The 17,471-nt window shown below is 67.2% G+C and carries 18 protein-coding genes; 13 read left to right on the top strand and 5 right to left on the bottom strand.

Annotated elements, in window-relative coordinates; genetic code table 11:
• Positions 1-2: 2 nt before the first annotated feature.
• Both cueR and B6K69_RS01890 read right to left on the bottom strand, forming a co-directional pair.
• Positions 3-404: a Cu(I)-responsive transcriptional regulator gene (gene cueR / locus B6K69_RS01895; RefSeq protein WP_108642575.1), complete on the bottom strand. Its 402-nt coding sequence runs from the start codon at positions 402-404 to the stop codon at positions 3-5.
• A complete protein-coding gene (locus B6K69_RS01890; protein ID WP_108642574.1) occupies positions 401-2,797 on the bottom strand; it encodes a heavy metal translocating P-type ATPase in 2,397 nt (798 codons plus the stop codon). The genes cueR and B6K69_RS01890 overlap by 4 nt, the downstream gene beginning before the upstream one ends.
• A 131-nt stretch (positions 2,798-2,928) precedes the next feature.
• Between B6K69_RS01890 and B6K69_RS01885 the strand changes: the two genes are divergently transcribed.
• The 3 genes from B6K69_RS01885 (at position 2,929) to B6K69_RS01880 (ending at position 3,783) form a co-directional block, all read left to right on the top strand.
• Entirely contained in the window at positions 2,929-3,120 is a 192-nt protein-coding gene (locus tag B6K69_RS01885) for a heavy-metal-associated domain-containing protein (RefSeq protein ID WP_108642573.1), read from the top strand.
• 130 nt (positions 3,121-3,250) lie between these two features.
• Entirely contained in the window at positions 3,251-3,373 is a 123-nt protein-coding gene (locus B6K69_RS18525; RefSeq protein ID WP_257791673.1) for a hypothetical protein, read from the top strand.
• 68 nt (positions 3,374-3,441) lie between these two features.
• A complete protein-coding gene (locus B6K69_RS01880; protein WP_107672777.1) occupies positions 3,442-3,783 on the top strand; it encodes a TfoX/Sxy family protein in 342 nt (113 codons plus the stop codon).
• A 39-nt stretch (positions 3,784-3,822) separates the two neighbouring features.
• Here B6K69_RS01880 and ndk read toward each other — a convergent pair whose 3' ends face one another.
• Entirely contained in the window at positions 3,823-4,245 is a 423-nt protein-coding gene (ndk, locus tag B6K69_RS01875) for a nucleoside-diphosphate kinase (RefSeq protein ID WP_108644732.1), read from the bottom strand.
• Here ndk and B6K69_RS17970 point away from each other — a divergent pair.
• The 4 genes from B6K69_RS17970 to B6K69_RS01860 all read left to right on the top strand — a co-directional run bounded on the left by B6K69_RS17970 (position 4,238) and on the right by B6K69_RS01860 (position 7,637).
• The gene (locus B6K69_RS17970) at positions 4,238-4,426 is read left to right on the top strand and encodes a hypothetical protein (RefSeq protein ID WP_123876514.1); all 189 of its coding nucleotides are present in this window, start codon (positions 4,238-4,240) and stop codon (positions 4,424-4,426) included. The genes ndk and B6K69_RS17970 overlap by 8 nt on opposite strands.
• Positions 4,427-4,458: 32 nt before the next feature.
• A complete protein-coding gene (locus B6K69_RS01870) occupies positions 4,459-6,309 on the top strand; it encodes an ABC-F family ATP-binding cassette domain-containing protein (RefSeq protein WP_108644731.1) in 1,851 nt (616 codons plus the stop codon).
• 53 nt (positions 6,310-6,362) lie between these two features.
• Positions 6,363-6,995: a MarC family protein gene (locus B6K69_RS01865; RefSeq protein WP_108642572.1), complete on the top strand. Its 633-nt coding sequence runs from the start codon at positions 6,363-6,365 to the stop codon at positions 6,993-6,995.
• A gap of 66 nt (positions 6,996-7,061) precedes the next feature.
• A complete protein-coding gene (locus B6K69_RS01860; protein ID WP_108642571.1) occupies positions 7,062-7,637 on the top strand; it encodes a retropepsin-like aspartic protease family protein in 576 nt (191 codons plus the stop codon).
• On the opposite strand, the gene B6K69_RS01855 is transcribed toward B6K69_RS01860, so the two are convergent.
• Together B6K69_RS01855 and B6K69_RS01850 are read right to left on the bottom strand one after the other, a co-directional pair.
• On the bottom strand, positions 7,634-8,107 hold the full coding sequence (locus B6K69_RS01855) for a DNA polymerase III subunit chi (RefSeq protein ID WP_107672780.1): 474 nt from the start codon (positions 8,105-8,107) through the stop codon (positions 7,634-7,636). The two genes, B6K69_RS01860 and B6K69_RS01855, sit on opposite strands and share 4 nt — an antisense overlap.
• Positions 8,108-8,132: 25 nt before the next feature.
• Complete coding sequence (locus tag B6K69_RS01850) at positions 8,133-9,602, bottom strand: leucyl aminopeptidase (RefSeq protein ID WP_108642570.1); 1,470 nt, start codon at positions 9,600-9,602, stop codon at positions 8,133-8,135.
• 194 nt (positions 9,603-9,796) lie between these two features.
• On the opposite strand from B6K69_RS01850, the gene lptF reads away from it, so the two are divergent.
• The 6 genes from lptF to rsmA all read left to right on the top strand — a co-directional run bounded on the left by lptF (position 9,797) and on the right by rsmA (position 17,404).
• Positions 9,797-10,963 (top strand): LPS export ABC transporter permease LptF, encoded by a 1,167-nt coding sequence (gene lptF / locus B6K69_RS01845; RefSeq protein WP_108644730.1) that lies wholly within the window; start codon positions 9,797-9,799, stop codon positions 10,961-10,963.
• Positions 10,960-12,054: an LPS export ABC transporter permease LptG gene (gene lptG, locus B6K69_RS01840; RefSeq protein WP_107672782.1), complete on the top strand. Its 1,095-nt coding sequence runs from the start codon at positions 10,960-10,962 to the stop codon at positions 12,052-12,054. The genes lptF and lptG overlap by 4 nt, the downstream gene beginning before the upstream one ends.
• 9 nt (positions 12,055-12,063) lie before the next feature.
• Positions 12,064-14,223 carry an LPS-assembly protein LptD gene (locus B6K69_RS01835; RefSeq protein ID WP_228156786.1) on the top strand — a complete coding sequence of 720 codons (2,160 nt, stop codon included), beginning with the start codon at positions 12,064-12,066 and terminating at the stop codon, positions 14,221-14,223.
• A gap of 78 nt (positions 14,224-14,301) precedes the next feature.
• The gene (locus B6K69_RS01830; protein ID WP_164681860.1) at positions 14,302-15,537 is read left to right on the top strand and encodes a peptidylprolyl isomerase; all 1,236 of its coding nucleotides are present in this window, start codon (positions 14,302-14,304) and stop codon (positions 15,535-15,537) included.
• Entirely contained in the window at positions 15,534-16,508 is a 975-nt protein-coding gene (gene pdxA / locus B6K69_RS01825) for a 4-hydroxythreonine-4-phosphate dehydrogenase PdxA (RefSeq protein WP_108642568.1), read from the top strand. The genes B6K69_RS01830 and pdxA overlap by 4 nt, the downstream gene beginning before the upstream one ends.
• 59 nt (positions 16,509-16,567) lie before the next feature.
• Positions 16,568-17,404, top strand: a complete 837-nt coding sequence (gene rsmA / locus B6K69_RS01820) for a 16S rRNA (adenine(1518)-N(6)/adenine(1519)-N(6))-dimethyltransferase RsmA (RefSeq protein ID WP_108642567.1) — start codon at positions 16,568-16,570, stop codon at positions 17,402-17,404.
• The last annotated feature ends 67 nt before the right edge of the window (positions 17,405-17,471 follow it).

Below are 17,471 nucleotides of genomic sequence, written 5' to 3'. Positions count from 1 at the left end.
CGTCAGGCGCAGCAGGCCGGCCCTGTGGCCAGACCTGCCAGGATCGGGCAATCGGGCCGCGCATCGCCGGCGCAGGCATGGACAAGCTGCGTCAGCGTGGCCTGCATCGCCTGCAATTCGGCCAGCTTGGCCTCGATCCGTTCCAGATGCCGGCCGGCCAGTGCCTTCACATCGGCGCTGGCGCGATCCTTGTCCTCATACAGCGCCAGCAGCGACCGGCAGTCCTCGATGGAAAACCCCAGCGACCGCGCGCGGCCGATGAAGGCCAGCTTGTGCAGGTCGCTGTCGCGGAAGGCGCGATAGCCGTTCGAAGACCGCAGCGGCCGGATCAGCCCGATGTCTTCGTAATAGCGGATGGTCTTGGCCGGCAGGCCAGACTGCCGCGCCACTTCCGTGATGTTCATTCCACCCCCCTGACAAAGCGCAGACGCAAGGCATTGGTCAGCACCAGAACCGAAGACAGCGCCATGGCCCCCGCCGCCAGCATCGGCGAAAGCTGCGGCCCGCCAAAGGGCACAAGCACCCCGGCGGCCACCGGAATCAGCGCCACATTGTAGCCAAAGGCCCAGAACAGGTTCTGCCGGATGTTGCGCATCACCGCCCGGCTCAGGCGGATCGCGGTGGCCACCGCCAGCGGGTCGCCCCGCATCAGCACCACCTCGCCCGCCTCGATGGCGACATCGGTGCCGGTGCCCATGGCGATGCCCACCTCGGCCGCCGCCAGCGCCGGGGCATCGTTGATGCCATCCCCGACAAAGGCCCCGCCCCCGCGGCGGATCAGATCCAGCTTGCCTTCGGGCAGCACGCCTGCCTCAACCTCGGCAATGCCCAGACGGGCGGCCACCGCGCGGGCGGCGGCCGGCGTGTCACCGCTGATCATGGCCGGGGTCACGCCCAGCTCCTGCAAGGCCGCCACGGCGCGGGCGGCGGATGCGCGCGGCGCGTCGGCCACGGTGATCAGCCCCTGCACCTCGCCCTCGCGGGCGACGAACAGCAGGCTTTCCCCCTGCCCCGCCGCCGCATCGGCCAGCACCTGCAACCGCGCGGGAATGGCGGGGAACATCCGCGCCGCGCCCACCGACAGCCGCGCGCCCGCCACCCTGGCCTCGGCCCCCAGCCCCGGCAGGGCGCGGAAATCGCTGGCCTCGGGCACCTCGCCCGCCGCCGCCAGCACCGCCGCCGCCAACGGATGTTCGCTGTGCTGCTCGACCGCCGCCGCACCAGGCAGCACCCAGCCCGGCCCGTGTACCGCCGTCACCCTTGGCCGCCCTTCGGTCAGCGTGCCGGTCTTGTCGAAAGAGACGCGCGTCACGCCCGCCAGCCGCTGCAAGGCCTCGCCCCGGCGGAACAGCACGCCCAGTTCCGCCGCCCGGCCCGATCCGACCAGGATCGAGACCGGCACCGCCAGCCCCATGGCACAGGGGCAGGCAATGATCAGCACCGACACGCCCGAAACCAGCGCTCGCGCCATGTCGCCGGTCACCGCCAGCCAGACCGCCGCCGTCAGCAGCGCCACCGCCATCACCACCGGCACGAACCAAAGCGTCACCCGGTCCACCAGCGCCTGCACCGGCAGTTTCGACCCCTGCGCTTCTTCCACCAGCGCCACGATCCGCGCCAGCACCGTGCCCGCGCCCACCGCCCGCACCTCGGCCACCAGCGCGCCGGTGCCGTTGACCGTGCCCGCGCTGACCGCATCGCCCGGGATCTTGGCCACCGGAACCGGCTCGCCGGTCAGCATGGATTCGTCCACCGCCGACCCGCCCGAGACCACGACGCCATCCACCGGCACCCGTTCCCCCGGCCGCAGCGCAATGCGCATCCCCGGCATCAGGCTGGCCACCGGCACCTCGGTGCCGTCCTCCAGCCGGGCGACCTTGGGCTGCAGGCCCACCAGCCGCGCAATGGCCGCCCCCGCCTGCTCGCGCGCCCGCGCCTCCATCGCGCGGCCGATCAGGATCAGCACCACGATCACCGCCGCCGCCTCGAAATAGACGGCCCGAGAGGCCGCCGGCACCAGCGCCGGCGCGAACAGCACCACCGTGGAATAGGCCCAGGCCGCGCCGGTGCCCACCGCGACAAGGCTGTTCATGTCGGGGGCCCCGCGCAAAAGCGCCGGCACGCCTTTCAGATAGAACCGCCGCCCCGGCCCGATCAGCACCAGCGTAGCCAGCACGAACTGCATCAGCCACAGCACCTGCATCCCGATCTGCGCGTGCAGCCACATATGAAAGGCCGGGATCAGATGCCCGCCCATTTCGGTGACAAAGACCGGGGCCGCCAGCACCCCCGCCAGCGCCGCCGCGCCCCATAGCCGCCGTTCTTCGGCCCGCGGATCGGCAGGTGCGGCTTCGGCCAGTGGCGTGGCGGCAAAGCCCGCCTTGCGCACCGCCGCCGCCAGCGCCTCGGGCACGACGGGTTCCCACAGCGTCACCTGCGCGCGGCGGGTGGCAAGGTTGGCCACCGCCGCCGCCACGCCGGGCTGCGCCTTCAGCACCCGTTCCACCCGGCCGGTGCAGGCGGCACAGGTCATGCCGTCAACCGACAGGTCCACCACCACCGGACGCACCGGATAGCCCGCCTTCGCCAGCGCCGCCGCCATGCCCTCGCGCGTGGCGGGGGCGTGGAAGCGCACCACCGTTTCGCCCGTGCCGAAATTGGCGGCGGCCTTTTCCACACCGGGCTGCGCCTGCAACACCCGTTCGACCCGCGCCACGCAAGAGGCGCAGGTCATCCCCTCAAGCGTCAGCCGGGCGGTGTCTGAGGGCGGGTGGGAAATCGGGCCGGGCGCGGTCATGGAATGTCTCCTTGCCCAGCCCATATGGGGGTTCCAGTCACGGGAAGGTCAAGGCCCGCCGGGCCACAAAACTGGTGCTTGACCTTCCAGCGGCAGGAACCCCCATATGACCGGCAAGAAGGAGCCTGCCCATGACCACACTTTCCGTTCCCGACATGTCCTGCGGCCATTGCAAGGCCAGCGTCGAAGCCGCCCTTGCCCCGATCGCCACCGCCGTCACGGTGGACCTGACCACCCGTCAGGTCACCGCCGAAGGCGCCCCGGCCGAGAGGCTGGTTCAGGCGCTGGCCGAAATCGGCTTTCCGGCCACCGCGCTGGGCTAGATTTCCATCAATTTCCGGCGAGGAATGGCCGGCCCGGGCGGTATCCGTAGTATTGCCCACTTGACCGGGCCGCCGCGAAGGATTCATGCAATGCGACACCTTGAAGCAAGAGCCAGCGCGGAGCAGTCACATGGCCTCGAAACAGATTCAGCAAGGGTCCACCCCGGCCCCTTCGCAGCCGCAGCAGCAGGGCACCCCGATGCCGCAGCCGCAGGCCGGCAAGCCCGTCTATACCGACTGGGCGTCGATCTGACATCCCGTCCTTGACGGAACCGGGGCCAGCCGCAAGGCTGGCCCTGTTGCATTTCCGGGCAGATGACCATGGCCGATCCCGTTTCCTCGATCCCGAACCTTGGCCCCGCGTCGGAAGCGGCCTTTGCCCGCGCCGGCATCCATTCCGCCGACGAGATCCGCGCGCTGGGCGCGGACGAAGCCTATCGCCGCCTGCTGCTTTCGGGCGCGGCGCCGCATTTCATTGGCTATTACGTTCTGGTGATGGGCCTGCAGGGCCGGCCCTGGAACGATTGCCAGGGTGACGAGAAGAAGGCGCTGCGGCAGCGTTTCGATGCGATCAAGGCCAGCATGGCCGGAACCAAGGAAAAGGGCCGCTCCGATCTGGAGGCGGCCCTGTCCTATTTCGGTGTGGTGGAACGCCGGGGCTAGGGCCAAATTTCTTCGAAGAAATTTGCCCGGCGATCCCGCTCAGCCCACCAGTTCAAGGCCCGAGAAGAAGAAGGCGATCTCGCGCGCGGCCGAAGCCGGGCTGTCCGACCCGTGGACCGAGTTTTCGCCCTTGGACAGCGCGAATTCCTTGCGGATGGTGCCGGCATCGGCCTGCGCCGGATCGGTCGCGCCCATCACTTCGCGGTTCTTGGCAATGGCGCCTTCGCCTTCCAGCACCTGCACCACGACCGGCTCGCTGGCCATGTAGGCCACCAGCTCGCCATAGAAGCCGCGCTCCTTGTGCTCGGCATAGAATTCGCCGGCTTGCGCGGCGGTCAGGTGGATGCGCTTGGAAGCGACGACGCGCAGGCCGGCGTCTTCGAACTTGGCAACGATCTTGCCGGTCAGGTTGCGCTTGGTCGCATCGGGCTTGATGATCGACAGGGTGCGTTCGGTGGCCATCTGGCTCTCCATGATCTGGGGGCCGCTGTGGCCCGTTCGGATGGCGCGGCTGCTATCACGGGTTTCCGACAAAGGAAAGACAGCCGAAAAAGACCTGCCGCCGCCGGAAGACGTCAGGAAGACAAAAGGAAGACGCAGGAAAGACGGCCTTTTTGCCCCTGTCACCACCGGGTTCGATTGACCTTGCCCGCCGCCTGCGGCAAGGCAGGCGCCATGCTGCGCATCGAAGACATCACCTATTCCGTTGAAGGCCGCCCCCTGTTCGAGGGCGCCTCTGCCACCATTCCCACCGGCCACAAGGTCGGGCTTGTCGGCCGCAACGGCACCGGCAAGACCACGCTGTTCCGGCTGATCCGGGGCGAGCTGTCGCTGGAAGGCGGCGCAATCCAGTTGCCGGCCCGCGCCCGCATCGGCGGTGTGGCGCAGGAAGTGCCGTCCTCCGAAGTGTCGCTGCTGGATACGGTTCTGGCGGCGGATACCGAACGCGCGGCGCTGCTGGCGGAATCCGAAACCGCCACCGATGCCCACCGCATTTCCGACATCCAGACCCGGCTGCATGACATCGACGCCTGGTCGGGCGAGGCCCGCGCCGCCTCGATCCTGCGCGGTCTTGGATTCGAGCCAGAAAAACAACTTATGCCCTGTTCTGCCTTCTCTGGCGGCTGGCGGATGCGGGTGGCGCTGGCGGGCGTGCTGTTTGCCCAGCCCGACTATCTGCTGCTGGACGAACCGACCAATTACCTTGATCTGGAAGGGGCGCTGTGGCTGGAAAGCTATCTGACGAAATACCCCCATACGGTCATCGTCATCAGCCATGACCGCGGCCTGCTGAACCGCGCCGTGACCGGAATCCTGCATCTGGAAGACCGCAAACTGACCTATTACTCCGGGTCTTACGATACGTTTGCCGAAACCCGCGCCGCCCGGCTGGCGGTGATCGAGGCCGAGAACCGCAAGGCCGAAGCCCGCCGCGCCCATCTGCAAGGGTTCGTTGACCGCTTCCGCTATACCGCCTCGAAGGCGCGGCAGGCGCAGTCGCGGCTGAAGATGATCGAACGGCTGAAATTCGCCACCTCCCCGCAAGAGGCGGCGCTGGCCAAGTTCACCTTCCCCGAACCCGAAGAACTGTCGCCCCCCATCGTGACGCTGGACGGCGCCTCGGTCGGTTATGGCGGGCCGCCGGTGCTGCGCCAGCTTTCGCTGCGCATCGACCAGGATGACCGCATCGCCCTTCTGGGCCGCAACGGGGAAGGAAAATCAACCCTTTCCAAGCTGTTGGCGGGCAAACTTCAGACGACCACAGGCCGACTGACCAAATCTTCCAAGCTGCGGATCGGCTATTTCGCGCAGCATCAGGTGGATGAGCTCTACATCGACGAAACGCCGCTTCAACACATCGCGCGGCTGCGCCCGGCCGAGAACGGCCCACGCCATCGCGCGCGGCTGGCCGGGTTCGGCCTGCGGGCGGATCAGGCCGATACCAAGGTCGGGCGGTTGTCCGGTGGGCAGAAGGCGCGGCTGTCGCTGCTGCTGGCCACCATCGACGCGCCGCATCTGCTGATCCTTGACGAACCGACCAACCACCTGGACATCGAAAGCCGCGAAGCCCTGGTCGAGGCGCTGACCGACTATACCGGCGCGGTCGTGCTGGTCAGCCATGACATGCACCTGCTGAACCTGGTGGCCGATCGGCTGTGGCTGGTCAAGGATGGCACGGTCACGCCCTATTCCGAAGATCTGGAAACCTATCGCGCGCAGCTTCTGGCGGGCGAAGACGGTGTGAAATCTGCCGCGAAACCTGCTGAAAAGACAAAGAAAATCTCGCGCGATGATCTGCTTGCCCTGCGGGCCGACCTGCGCAAATGCGAGGAACGGCTGGAAAGGCTGGCCGAGATGCGCACCAAACTGACCCGGAAGATGGCCGAGCCCGATCTTTACGACGATGCCCGCAAGGCCGAGCTGGACCAGTGGACCGCCAAGTTCGCCGAGCTGGAAGAGGCCGAGGTCAAGGCCGAGGCGCTGTGGCTGGCCGCGCAGGAACGGCTGGACGCCGCCAAGACCTGAGCGCCCCAAGGTTCCGCTTTCCAAATCGCCCTGCCGCAGGCTAGCCTTTGGCCATGCTGGACAGTGCCTTCCTCATCACCGCCTTTGCCACGCTTTTCGTGGTGATCGACCCGCCGGGACTTGTGCCCATGTTCATTGCCCTGACACGGGGCAAATCCCCGGCACAGCGGCGGACGATGGCCCGCCGCGCCTGCCTGATCGCGGCCTTCCTGCTGACGGTTTTCGGGCTGGCCGGCGAATCGATCCTGAATTTCGTCGGCATTTCGATGTCGGCCTTCCGCATCGCGGGCGGCATCCTTTTGTTCCTGACCGCGCTGGACATGCTGTTCGAACGCCGCACCCAGCGGCGCGAGGGCCAGACGGCAGAACCCGACCACGACCCTTCGGTGTTCCCGCTGGCCACGCCGCTGATCGCCGGTCCGGGGGCGATTGCCACCATGATCCTGTTGGTGGGTCAGGCCGAAACGCAATCTGGCCCCGACTGGCGCGGTGCGGCCACGGTGATTGCGCTGATGCTGGTGATGATGGCCGTCACCTTCGCCTTCCTCCTTGCCTCGCCCCCGATGGAGCGGCTGCTGGGCCGGACCGGCACCATCGTGATCACCCGGCTGCTGGGGATGCTTCTGGCCGCGCTGTCGGTGCAGTTCGTGATCGACGGCATCCGCCAGACCGGGATTGTCGGCTGATCTTCCCTTTGCCGCCGGCCTTCCCCATATCGCTTCGGCCCCACTCGCTTCGGCAAGGAGACCCCGATGGATGGTGATACCCTTGGCCGGATGGCCTATCTCGTGCTGCTTCTGGTCGCCGTCGGCGGTTGGGTCATGGTGGAATACCGCAAGCGCCTTGGCATGGCGCTGCGCACGGCAATGGCCTGGGGGCTGATCTTTCTGGGTGTGATGGCGGGCTATGGGTTGTGGAACGACATCCGCCAGGACGTGCTGCCGCGCCAGATGATGACCGAAGGCGGCACGGTCGAACTGCCGCGCGCCCTTGACGGGCATTATTACGCCCAGGTCGACATCAACGGCACCGGCGTGCTGTTCCTGGCCGATACCGGGGCCAGCAACATGGTCCTGTCGCGCCGCGATGCCGAACGGCTGGGCATCAAGACCGAGTCGCTGGTCTTTGCCGGCCAGGCCTCAACCGCGAACGGCACGGTGCGCACGGCGCGGGTCACCCTGCCCGAAGTGGTGCTTGGCCCGTTCCGGGACAGTGACTTTGCCGCCTATGTGACCGACGGCGAGATGGATGTCTCGCTGCTGGGGATGGATTACCTGCGCCGCTTCCGGGTCGAGATCGACGGCGGCAAGATGATCCTGTCGCGCTAGGCGCCCGATGGGGCCGGGCTTTCGGCCTTCTTTTCCCACTTGCCGCTGGCATCGGCCCAGTATTGCGCCGGCAGGCCCGCGGCGGTAACGGCCTTCCATTGAACCCGCGCCGCCGCGACCTGGGCTTCGTCGGCGCCTTCGAACAGCAACCAGACCCGTTCCATCGCCTGCGCTTCGGCCAGATCCACCGGCAGGGCACGCAGCAGAAGCACCGCACAGGCGCCATTCACCGCCGCGCCCTGCCCCAGCAGCACCGGCTGATCGGCATCCTGCGGCCCGCCCGCCAGACCGTGCGGCAGGAAGCCGTCTTCGGGTTCCAGCCACAGCCGGCCGTCCAGACGTTCCAGCGCCGCGCGGTCGGCGTCGCGCACCATCACCCGCCAGCCCTGTTGCAAGGCGCGGTCGCACAGCATGGTGACAACCTCGTCCAGCGAAAAGCGCGTCAGGTGGTAGAAGTTCACGATGCCCATGGCGCGGTGTCCGGGTCAGGCCGGGTCAGCGTTCATAGCGGTCGCGGATCAGCCGGTTCAGCGCCAGAACGCCCCAGCCGGTGGCCCCCTTGCGCGACAGGGTCTGATCGGATTTCGCCAGCGTCACCCCGGCAATGTCGAGGTGAATCCAGGGCACGTCCGGCTTGACGAAACGCGCCAGGAACTGCGCGGCGGTGATCGCGCCGCCTTCGCGGCCGCCCACGTTCATCATGTCGGCGATCCGGCTTTTCAGCCGCGCGTCATAACCTTCGCCCATCGGCATCCGCCAGGCGCCCTCGCCCTCGGCCATGGCGGCCTTGAGGAAGGCCCCGCAGAGCGTATCATCGTTCGAAAAGACGCCGGCATTTTCGCCGCCAAGCGCCACGATGATGGCTCCGGTCAGCGTGGCCAGGTCGATCACCGCCTGCGGCTGGAAGCGTTCCTGCGCGTACCACAGCACATCGGCCAGCACCAAACGCCCCTCGGCATCGGTGTTGATGACCTCGATCGTGTCGCCCTTCATGCTGCGCACCACATCGCCCGGCCGCTGCGCGCGGCCATCGGGCATGTTCTCGACCAGCCCGACCAGACCCACGACATTGGCCTTGGCCTTGCGCAGCGCCAGCGCCCGCATGACGCCCGCCACCACGCCCGCGCCGCCCATGTCCATGGTCATCTCTTCCATGCCGCCCGCGGGCTTGATCGAGATGCCGCCGGTGTCGAAGACCACGCCCTTGCCCACCAGCGCCAGCGGCGCGACCGAAGCATCGGCGCCCTTCCACTGCATGACCACCACCTTGGAGGGGCTTTCCGATCCCTGCCCCACCCCAAGCAGCGCGCCCATGCCCAGACGGGACAGGTCTTCCTCCTCAAGCACCTCGACCTCGACCCCAAGCGCGGACAGGGCCGACAGCCGTTCGGCGAATTCGAAGGTGGTCAGCACATTGGCCGGTTCGTTCACCAGATCGCGGGTGAAACAGATACCTTCGGCCACCGCGAACAGAGGCGCGGCCTCGGCAGCGACCACCTCGGGCGAGGAAACCATCATCTGAACCGGACCAGCCGGCTTCTGCTCGCCACTTTTGTGTGCGGTGAAATCATAGGCCCGCAGCGCCAGGGCAAAGGCCACTTCGGCGGCGCGCGGATGCGTGTCGGCCAGCACGGTCAGCGGGGCTTCGCCCAGGGTGCGGCCAATGCTGCCGCCGGCGCGGCGGGCGCTGGCGGTATCGGTGCGCTTGGGCAGACGCACCAGTTGCAGCGCCTCGCAGGCCAGGCCGGCGGGAAAGGCCAGTTCCAGCGCATCGCCGGGCTTGAGCTTGCCGAAGGCATCGGAGGCCAGCGCCCGTGCCACCGCGCCCCGGCTGGCCCGGTCCAGCCGCCGCGCCGCCGCCCCCAGTGCCGTGCCCGGCTCGGCCAGCAGGGCGATGCGCCCTTCGGCCGTCAACAGGGCCTCGGCATCAACCTCACGGAACGGGATGGCAATGGGATGGGACATATCGGGTGTACCTTGCGGCTGAAGGATCATGGATGGCTTTGCGGCAATCCTGACACCGGGTCGGGGTCGGCGGGCCATTGCCGCAACGCTATCCAAGCGGCCCGGCAATGACCAGATAGGAGTTTTCCCTTGCCGGCAATTCGGCTAGGGTCCGGCCACCTCAACCGCAACATCTTGTGGAACCGCGGGCGGCCTTGTCCAGATTCGACCGTTACTTGTTGTCCAACCTGCTGCAGCTCTTCGGCTTTTTCAGCCTGGTGCTGGTGGCTGTCTATTGGGTCAACCGTGCCGTCGGCCTGTTCGACCAGTTGATCGGTGACGGACAATCGGCGCTGGTCTTTGTCGAGTTCTCGCTGTTGTCGCTGCCCAATGTCATTCGGCTGGTGCTGCCGATTTCTGCTTTTGCCGCCTGCCTTTACGCGGTGAACCGGCTGGCCCAGGAATCCGAGCTTGTGGTGATGCAGGCCACCGGCTTTTCCTCAATGCGGCTGGCGCGGCCGGTGCTGTTCTTCGGCCTTTGCGTCATGGCGATGCAGCTTGTGCTGTCCAACGTGCTGGTGCCGATGGCCCAGACACGGCTTCAGGAACGCAGCGCCGAGATCAATCAGGACATCACCGCGCGGTTCCTGAACGAAGGGCGCTTCATGCACCCGTCCAATGGCGTGACGCTGTATATCCGCGAAATCACCCCCTTGGGCGAATTGAACGACCTGTTCCTGTCGGACGAACGTATTCCTGAAGACACAGCCGAAGGCGCAACGCCGCCCGTGCGGTCGATCTACACCGCCCGCCGGGCCCTGATCGTGCGGGGGGTGAGCGCGCCGCAACTGGTGATGCTGGACGGGTCGATCCAGCAACTGACGCGCGACACGCCGCCCCGGGTGTCGATCACCCGGTTCACGACCTTCACGCTGGATCTGTCGGGCATCGTCCAGACCGGGGCGGACCGCCGCAAGGTGGTGGACGAGTTGTCCACCGCCGACCTTCTGGCCGCCGATCCCGCGCAGATCGAGGCGATGGCGACCAGCCGCGCCGCCTTTCTGGAAGAGGCGCATAGCCGCATTTCCACCCCGATGCTGGGCCTTGTCGCGCCGCTTGTCGGTTTTGCGGCGCTGATGCTGGGCGGCTTTTCCCGCTTTGGCCTGTGGCGGCAGATCGGGTTTGCCGTGCTGCTGATCATCGGGCTGCAACTTGTGAACACCGCCGCCTCGGGCGTGGTGCTGCGCAACGCCGCGGCCTGGCCGGTGATGTATGCAGCCCCGCTGGCGGGCGGCGTGGTGGCCTATGCCCTGCTGTGGCTGTCGCAGCAGCCCCGGCGGCGCCCGCGCCCCGGCGCAGCCAGCGAAGGGGCAGCGGCATGACACTTTCGCTTTATATCGCGCGGCGCTTCCTGATGGTCGTGGCCCAGGTGTTCCTGATCTTCTTCGGCATCCTGATGCTGATCGACATGATCGAGCAGTTGCGCAAGTTCTCGGGTCAGAACATCGGTCTGGGCGAAGCGGCGCATCTGTCGCTGCTGAACGTGCCCGAAACGCTGTATCGCATCCTGCCGCTGATCCTGATCATCGCCGCCATCACGCTGTTCCTTGCGCTGGCACGGTCCTCCGAACTGGTGGTGGTGCGCGCGGCGGGCCGGTCCGGGCTGCGCTTTCTGGCCACGCCGGTCATCGTGGCAACGGCCCTGGGCATGTTGACCGTGGCCGTCCTGAACCCGCTGGTGGCAGCCACGTCGAAAACCTACGAAGACCTCCGGTCGCGCTATCTGTCGGGGGGCGCGGTGTTGTCGGTGTCGGACACCGGGCTTTGGCTGCGGCAGGGGGGCGACTATGGCCAGACCGTCATCCAGGCGGCGCGGTCCAACCTGGACGGGACGGAGCTTTACAACGTCAGCTTCCTGACCTTCGGCCCTGCCGGCACCCCCGTCGCCCGGATCGAGGCCCGCGAGGCCCGGCTGGAAACCGGCGCTTGGCGGCTGGACGGGGCCAAGCACTGGGATCTTGACGCGCCGAACCCCGAACTTTCCGCCGAAAGCTGGCCGGATGGGACCAAACTTCCGTCAGACCTGACGCCCGAGCGAATCCGCGACAGTTTCGGCACCCCGTCGACCGTGCCGATCTGGCAGCTTCCCGGCTATATCAGCGGGCTTGAACGGGCGGGGTTTTCCTCGCGCTCTTACAAGCTGTGGTTCCAGATGGAACTGGCACAGCCGCTGCTGCTGACCGCGATGGTGCTGGTGGCGGCCGGGTTCACCATGCGCCCGACCCGCTTTGGCGGCACAGGAAAAATGGTGTTGCTGGCCATGCTGGCCGGGTTTGCCCTGTTCTTTTTGCGCAACTTTGCGCAGGCTCTGGGGGAAAGCGGCCAGATCCCGCTGGCGTTGGCGGCCTGGGGCCCGCCTGCGGCGGCGGTCATGCTGGCGCTTGGACTTCTCCTCCATCTGGAGGACGGCTAGAGCATGGGTATGGGACTAATCCGATTCCTTCGAACCCGCCTTCTCACGGCCGCTCTGGCCGCCCTCCTGCCGTTTGCCGCAACGGCGCAGGATGCGGACCGCGCCACCCTTGTCTCTGACCAGTTGGAAATTGCCGGCGACAGCCAGTTGATCGCGACCGGCAATGTCGAGGTGTTTTACCAGGGCTACCGGCTGCGGGCCAGCCGGGTGGTCTATGACCAGACCGGCGACCGGCTGGTGATCGACGGCCCGATCACCATGACCGATGCCAGCGGCGAGACGCTGATCCTTGCCTCGGCCGCCGATCTGTCGGCCGACATGACCGAAGGCATCCTCGACAGTGCCCGTCTGGTTCTGAACCAGCAGTTGCAACTGGCATCCAGCCGGATGATGCGGGTCGCCGGGCGCTATACCGCGCTGGACCGCGTCGTTGCCTCGTCCTGCAAGGTCTGCGCGTCAAGCCCGGTGCCGCTGTGGGAAATCCGCGCCCGCCGGGTGGTGCATGACGAGGTGGAGCGTCAGCTTTACTTCGATCACGCCCAGTTCCGCGTCGCGGGCGTTCCGGTGTTCTACATCCCGCGCCTGCGGATGCCCGACCCGACGCTTGAACGGGCACGGGGTTTCCTGTCGCCGACAATCCGCACCACGTCCGATCTGGGTTTCGGGATCAAGGTTCCCTATTTCATCCCGATCGGAACCAGCCGCGACCTGACGCTTGCGCCCTATATCACGTCGAAGGGCGCGCGGTCTGTTGACCTGCGCTATCGTCAGGCGTTCAGCAGCGGCTGGATCGAGCTGAACGGTGCGTTGTCGCGTGATGACCTGATGCCGGGCGACACCCGCGGTTATCTGAAGGCCATCGGCTATTTCAATCTGCCGGACAGTTTCATCCTGAGCTTTTCGGGCATCACCACCACCGACCCGGCCTATCTTCTGGATTACGGCATCACCGATGCCGACCGTCTGGACAGCCGGATCGAGTTGAGCCGCACTCGCCGCAACGGGTTCTTCTCGGCCCGGATCATCAGCTTCCAGACCCTGCGGGACACCGAAACGGCGGCGACCCTGCCGTCGCTGATGACGGATGTCACCTTCCATCGGCGCTTTTCGCTGGGCCCTCTGGGCGGCGAAGGCGGGCTTCGCCTGCAAAGCCACAGCCACCTGCGCAGTTCGTCCGATCCGCTGGATGGCAATGGAGACGGCATCGCCGACGGGCGCGATGTCAGCCGGCTGTCGGCCCGGATCGACTGGCGTCGCAGCTTCATCCTGCCTGCCGGGATCGAAGCCTCGCTTCTTGGCGAGGCGCAGGCCGATGCCTATACCATAGGGCAGGATGCCATCTATGCCGGCGAATACACCCGCGGCCACACCACCGCCGGAATCGAGCTGCGCTGGCCGCTGGTCAAGACTACCACCGCCGGTGCAACACATGTGATCGAGCCGGTGGTGCAACTGGTCTGGTCTTCGCGCAGCCGTGCCAACATCCCGAACGAAGACAGCACCCTGGTCGAGTTCGACGAAAACAGCCTGTTCTCGCTGGACCGCTTCCCCGGGGCCGATGCGGTTGAAAAGGGTGCGCGGCTGAACCTGGGCGTGACCTGGACGCGATATGACCCCGACGGCTGGTCCACGGCCGTCACTCTGGGCCGGGTGCTGCGGGAAAGGGATTACGGGCAGTTCGGCACCGCCTCGGGTCTGGATGGCCGGAATTCCGACTGGCTTCTGGCCGCAACGGCCGAATGGCAATCGGGGCTGGTCGTGACCGGGCGCATGGTCTTTGACGACAGCTTCAGCCTGTCCAAGGGCGAGGTGCGGCTGACCTTGGGCCGGGAACGGCTGGGGGTGTCGACCTCGGCCCTGTGGGCCGAAGCCGACCTGACCGAGAACCGCCCCGACCGGACGCGCGAATTCCGGTATGACGCGCGCTGGCGGATGACCGATGCCTGGACGCTGACCACCTCGGGCAGCTACGACTTCGAGGCCGAGCGCGGCACGCTGGCGGGCCTGGGTTTGGAATTCCGCAACGAATGTGTGGCGGTCGATCTTTCCCTCTCGCGTCGGTTCACGACCTCGACTAGTGTAACCCCGACGACGAGCTTCGACCTTTCGGTCGATCTTATCGGCTTTGGCGGCGGCAAGACGGCAGGCCCGTCGCGGCGCTGCTATTAGGGCAAAGACCCGCGGTTCAGGCGGGCGAACAGGTTGAACGGCGGGCGATCGATCAGGATGCAACGCAAGGCGGCACGGGTGAAGCAGACGAAACGGGTGGCAATGGCCGCCGCGCTGGCCGGAGTCATGGCCGGCCTTGGGATGGGCGCTCCGGTCGGAACCGGCAGCACGGGGGCCGCCCTGGCGCAGAACCTGTTCGCGCCCCGGCTTTATGTGAACGATCAGGCCATCTCGGAATACGAGATCCAGCAGCGCGTGATGTTCATGAAGGTGCTGCGCGCACCCGGCAACCTGCAGGAAGAAGCCGTCAAGGAGCTGATTTCCGACCGCCTTCGGATGTCCGAAGCCAAGCGTCTTGGCGTGAAGGCCACGGCAGAAGAAGTGACTGCCGGGATGACTGAATTTGCCGGCCGGGCCAACCTGACTGCCGAGCAACTGGTTGCCGAATTGCAGAAGGTGGGCATCGCGCCGGAAACCTTCCGCGATTTCGTCACGGCTGGCGTGGTCTGGCGCAAGATCGTGCGCGACCGCTTCCGCGGCCAGGTCTCGGTGTCCGAAGCCGACATCGACAAGGCGCTGGAGGCCACCGCCCGGCCCCGCGCCCTGCGGGTGCTGATGTCCGAACTGGTGATCCCGGCAGAACCCGGCAAGGAAGACGCCGCCCTGGCGCTGGCCACCCGGCTGAGCGGCGAGATCAAGACCGAAGGCGCCTTCGCCGCCGCCGCGCGCAGCTATTCCGCAGCGCCGACCGCCGCCAATGGCGGCCGGCTGGACTGGCTGTCGCTGTCGAACCTGCCGCCGTCGATTGCCGGGCAGATCCTTGGCCTTGGGCCGGGCGACACCTCGGCCCCGGTCGAAGTGCCCGGTGCCGTGGTGCTGTTCCAGCTTCGCGACGTGGCGCGCGACACCACCGCCGAACCTGTGAAGGTCTCGGTCGAATGGGCGGAATACCTGATCCCCGACGATGCGGCCGAAGTGGCCCGCCTGAAGGGCACGATCCGCACCTGCAACGAGCTGAACCGGGAAGCGCGCGGCCTGCCCGCGGACCGGCTGACCATCACCAAGGCCCCGATGTCCGAGGTGCCTAAGGATGTGGCGCTTGAGCTGGGCAAGCTGGATCTGGGTGAAATGTCCAGCGCGCTGACCCGTTCTGGCTATCGCCGGCTGATCATGCTGTGCGGCCGCCAGCAGGTGATGGACCCCGAACCCACGCGCGATCAGGTCCGCGATCAGGTGATGAACCAGAAGCTGTCCGGTCTGGCCGAAGGCTATCTGGCCGAATTGCGCGCCGCGGCCTTCATCCGCGAACCGTGAGCCGCGCCCCCGTTGTCCTGACCTCGGGCGATCCGTCCGGGATTGGCCCTGAACTGGCCGTCAAGGCGCGCGCCGTTCTGGGCGATAGCCTGCCCTTTGTCTGGCTGGGCGATCCGCGCCATCTGCCGGCCGGAACCGCGTTTCAGGAAGTGGCCAGCCCGGCCGCGGCGGCGGATGTGCCGCCGGGGGCGTTGCCGGTGCTGCCCCATCGTTTTGCCGCCCCGGCCCTGCCCGGCCAGCCTGACCCGGCCAATGCTTCGGGCGTTATCGAGGTCATCGCCCGCGCGGTGGACCTGGTGCAGTCAGGCGCGGCGCGGGCGTTGTGCACGGCGCCGATCCACAAGAAGGCGCTGAAGGATGGCGCCGGCTTCGCCTTTCCCGGCCATACCGAATATCTGGCCCATCTGGCCGGTGTCGGGCGCGTGGTGATGATGCTGGCCTGCCCCGGCCTGCGCGTGGTGCCGACCACCATCCATATCGCGCTGTCCGAGGTTCCGACGGCTCTGACCGAAGATCTTCTGGAAGACACGATCCGCATCACCCATGCCGCGCTGAAGGCCGATTTCGGCCTTGCCGCGCCGCGTCTGGCGGTGGCGGGGCTGAACCCCCATGCCGGCGAAGGCGGCGCCATGGGCTGGGAGGATGAGCGGATGATCCGCCCGTTGGTCGCCCGTCTGGCGGCCGAAGGCATGGCGATCCGTGGCCCGTTGCCGGCGGACACGATGTTTCATGCCGCCGCACGCGCCGGCTATGACGCGGCGATCTGCGCCTATCACGATCAGGCGCTGATCCCGATCAAGACCATCGACTTTGCCGGTGGGGTGAATGTGACGCTTGGTCTGCCCTTCGTGCGCACCTCGCCCGATCATGGCACGGCCTATGACATTGCGGGCAAGGGGGTGGCCGATCCGTCCAGCCTGATCGCGGCGCTGCGTCTGGCACAAGACATGGCCACGGCCCGCGGGCGGTAGCCGCCGGGGCACAGCCCCGGACACCGGGGTATTTGGACCAACTGGAAGGAGGCGGACAGATGGCGACGATCGACGGGCTGCCGCCCCTGCGCGAGGTGATCGCGGCGCATGATCTGGTGGCGAAGAAGCAGCTTGGCCAGAACTTCCTGCTGGACCTGAACCTGACGGCCAAGATCGCGCGCTGTGCGGGCGATCTGACCGGCTGCGATGTGCTGGAGGTGGGGCCGGGCCCCGGCGGGCTGACCCGTGGCCTGCTGGCCGAAGGCGCGCGGCATGTGGTGGCGGTGGAAAAGGACGCACGCGCCCTGCCCGCCCTGGCCGAGATTGCCGCGGCCTATCCGGGCCGGCTGACCGTGCTGCATGGCGATGCGCTGGACCTGGACCTGTCGGCCCATCTGAGGCCGCCGGTCAAGGTGGTGGCCAACCTGCCCTATAACGTGGGAACAGAGCTTCTGGTGCGCTGGCTGACGCCGTCTGTCTGGCCGCCGTTCTGGTCGTCGCTGACGCTGATGTTCCAGAAGGAAGTGGCCGAGCGTATCGTGGCGCGGCCCCGGGACGACCATTACGGACGGCTGGCCTTGCTGGCCCAGTGGCGGGCCGAAGCGAAGATCGTGATGAGCCTGCCGCCAGAAGCCTTTGTTCCCGCGCCAAAGGTTCATTCGGCGGTGGTGCACCTGACGGCCCTGCCCGCGCCGCGCTATCCGGCGACGGAAAAGCTGCTGATGCGGATCACCGCCATGGCCTTCAACCAGCGCCGCAAGATGCTGCGATCCTCGCTCAAGGGGCTGTCACCCGACATCGAGGACCGGCTTCTGGCGGCCGGAATCCCGCCCACGGCGCGGGCGGAAGAGATTTCTCTGGAAGCGTTCTGCACGCTAGCGCGCAGCTTCGACTGAGGCGCTGTCTTCAGCGAGAACCCGAAGATTTCCCCACAAGACTCTGACTTTTAAAAGCAATGGCGCG

This window comes from Pseudogemmobacter blasticus, assembly GCF_003071405.1.
Taxonomy (GTDB): Bacteria; Pseudomonadota; Alphaproteobacteria; order Rhodobacterales; family Rhodobacteraceae; genus Pseudogemmobacter; species Pseudogemmobacter blasticus.
The sequence above is the reverse complement of the archived record's forward strand: the minus strand, read 5'-3'. Positions and strand labels throughout refer to the sequence as shown.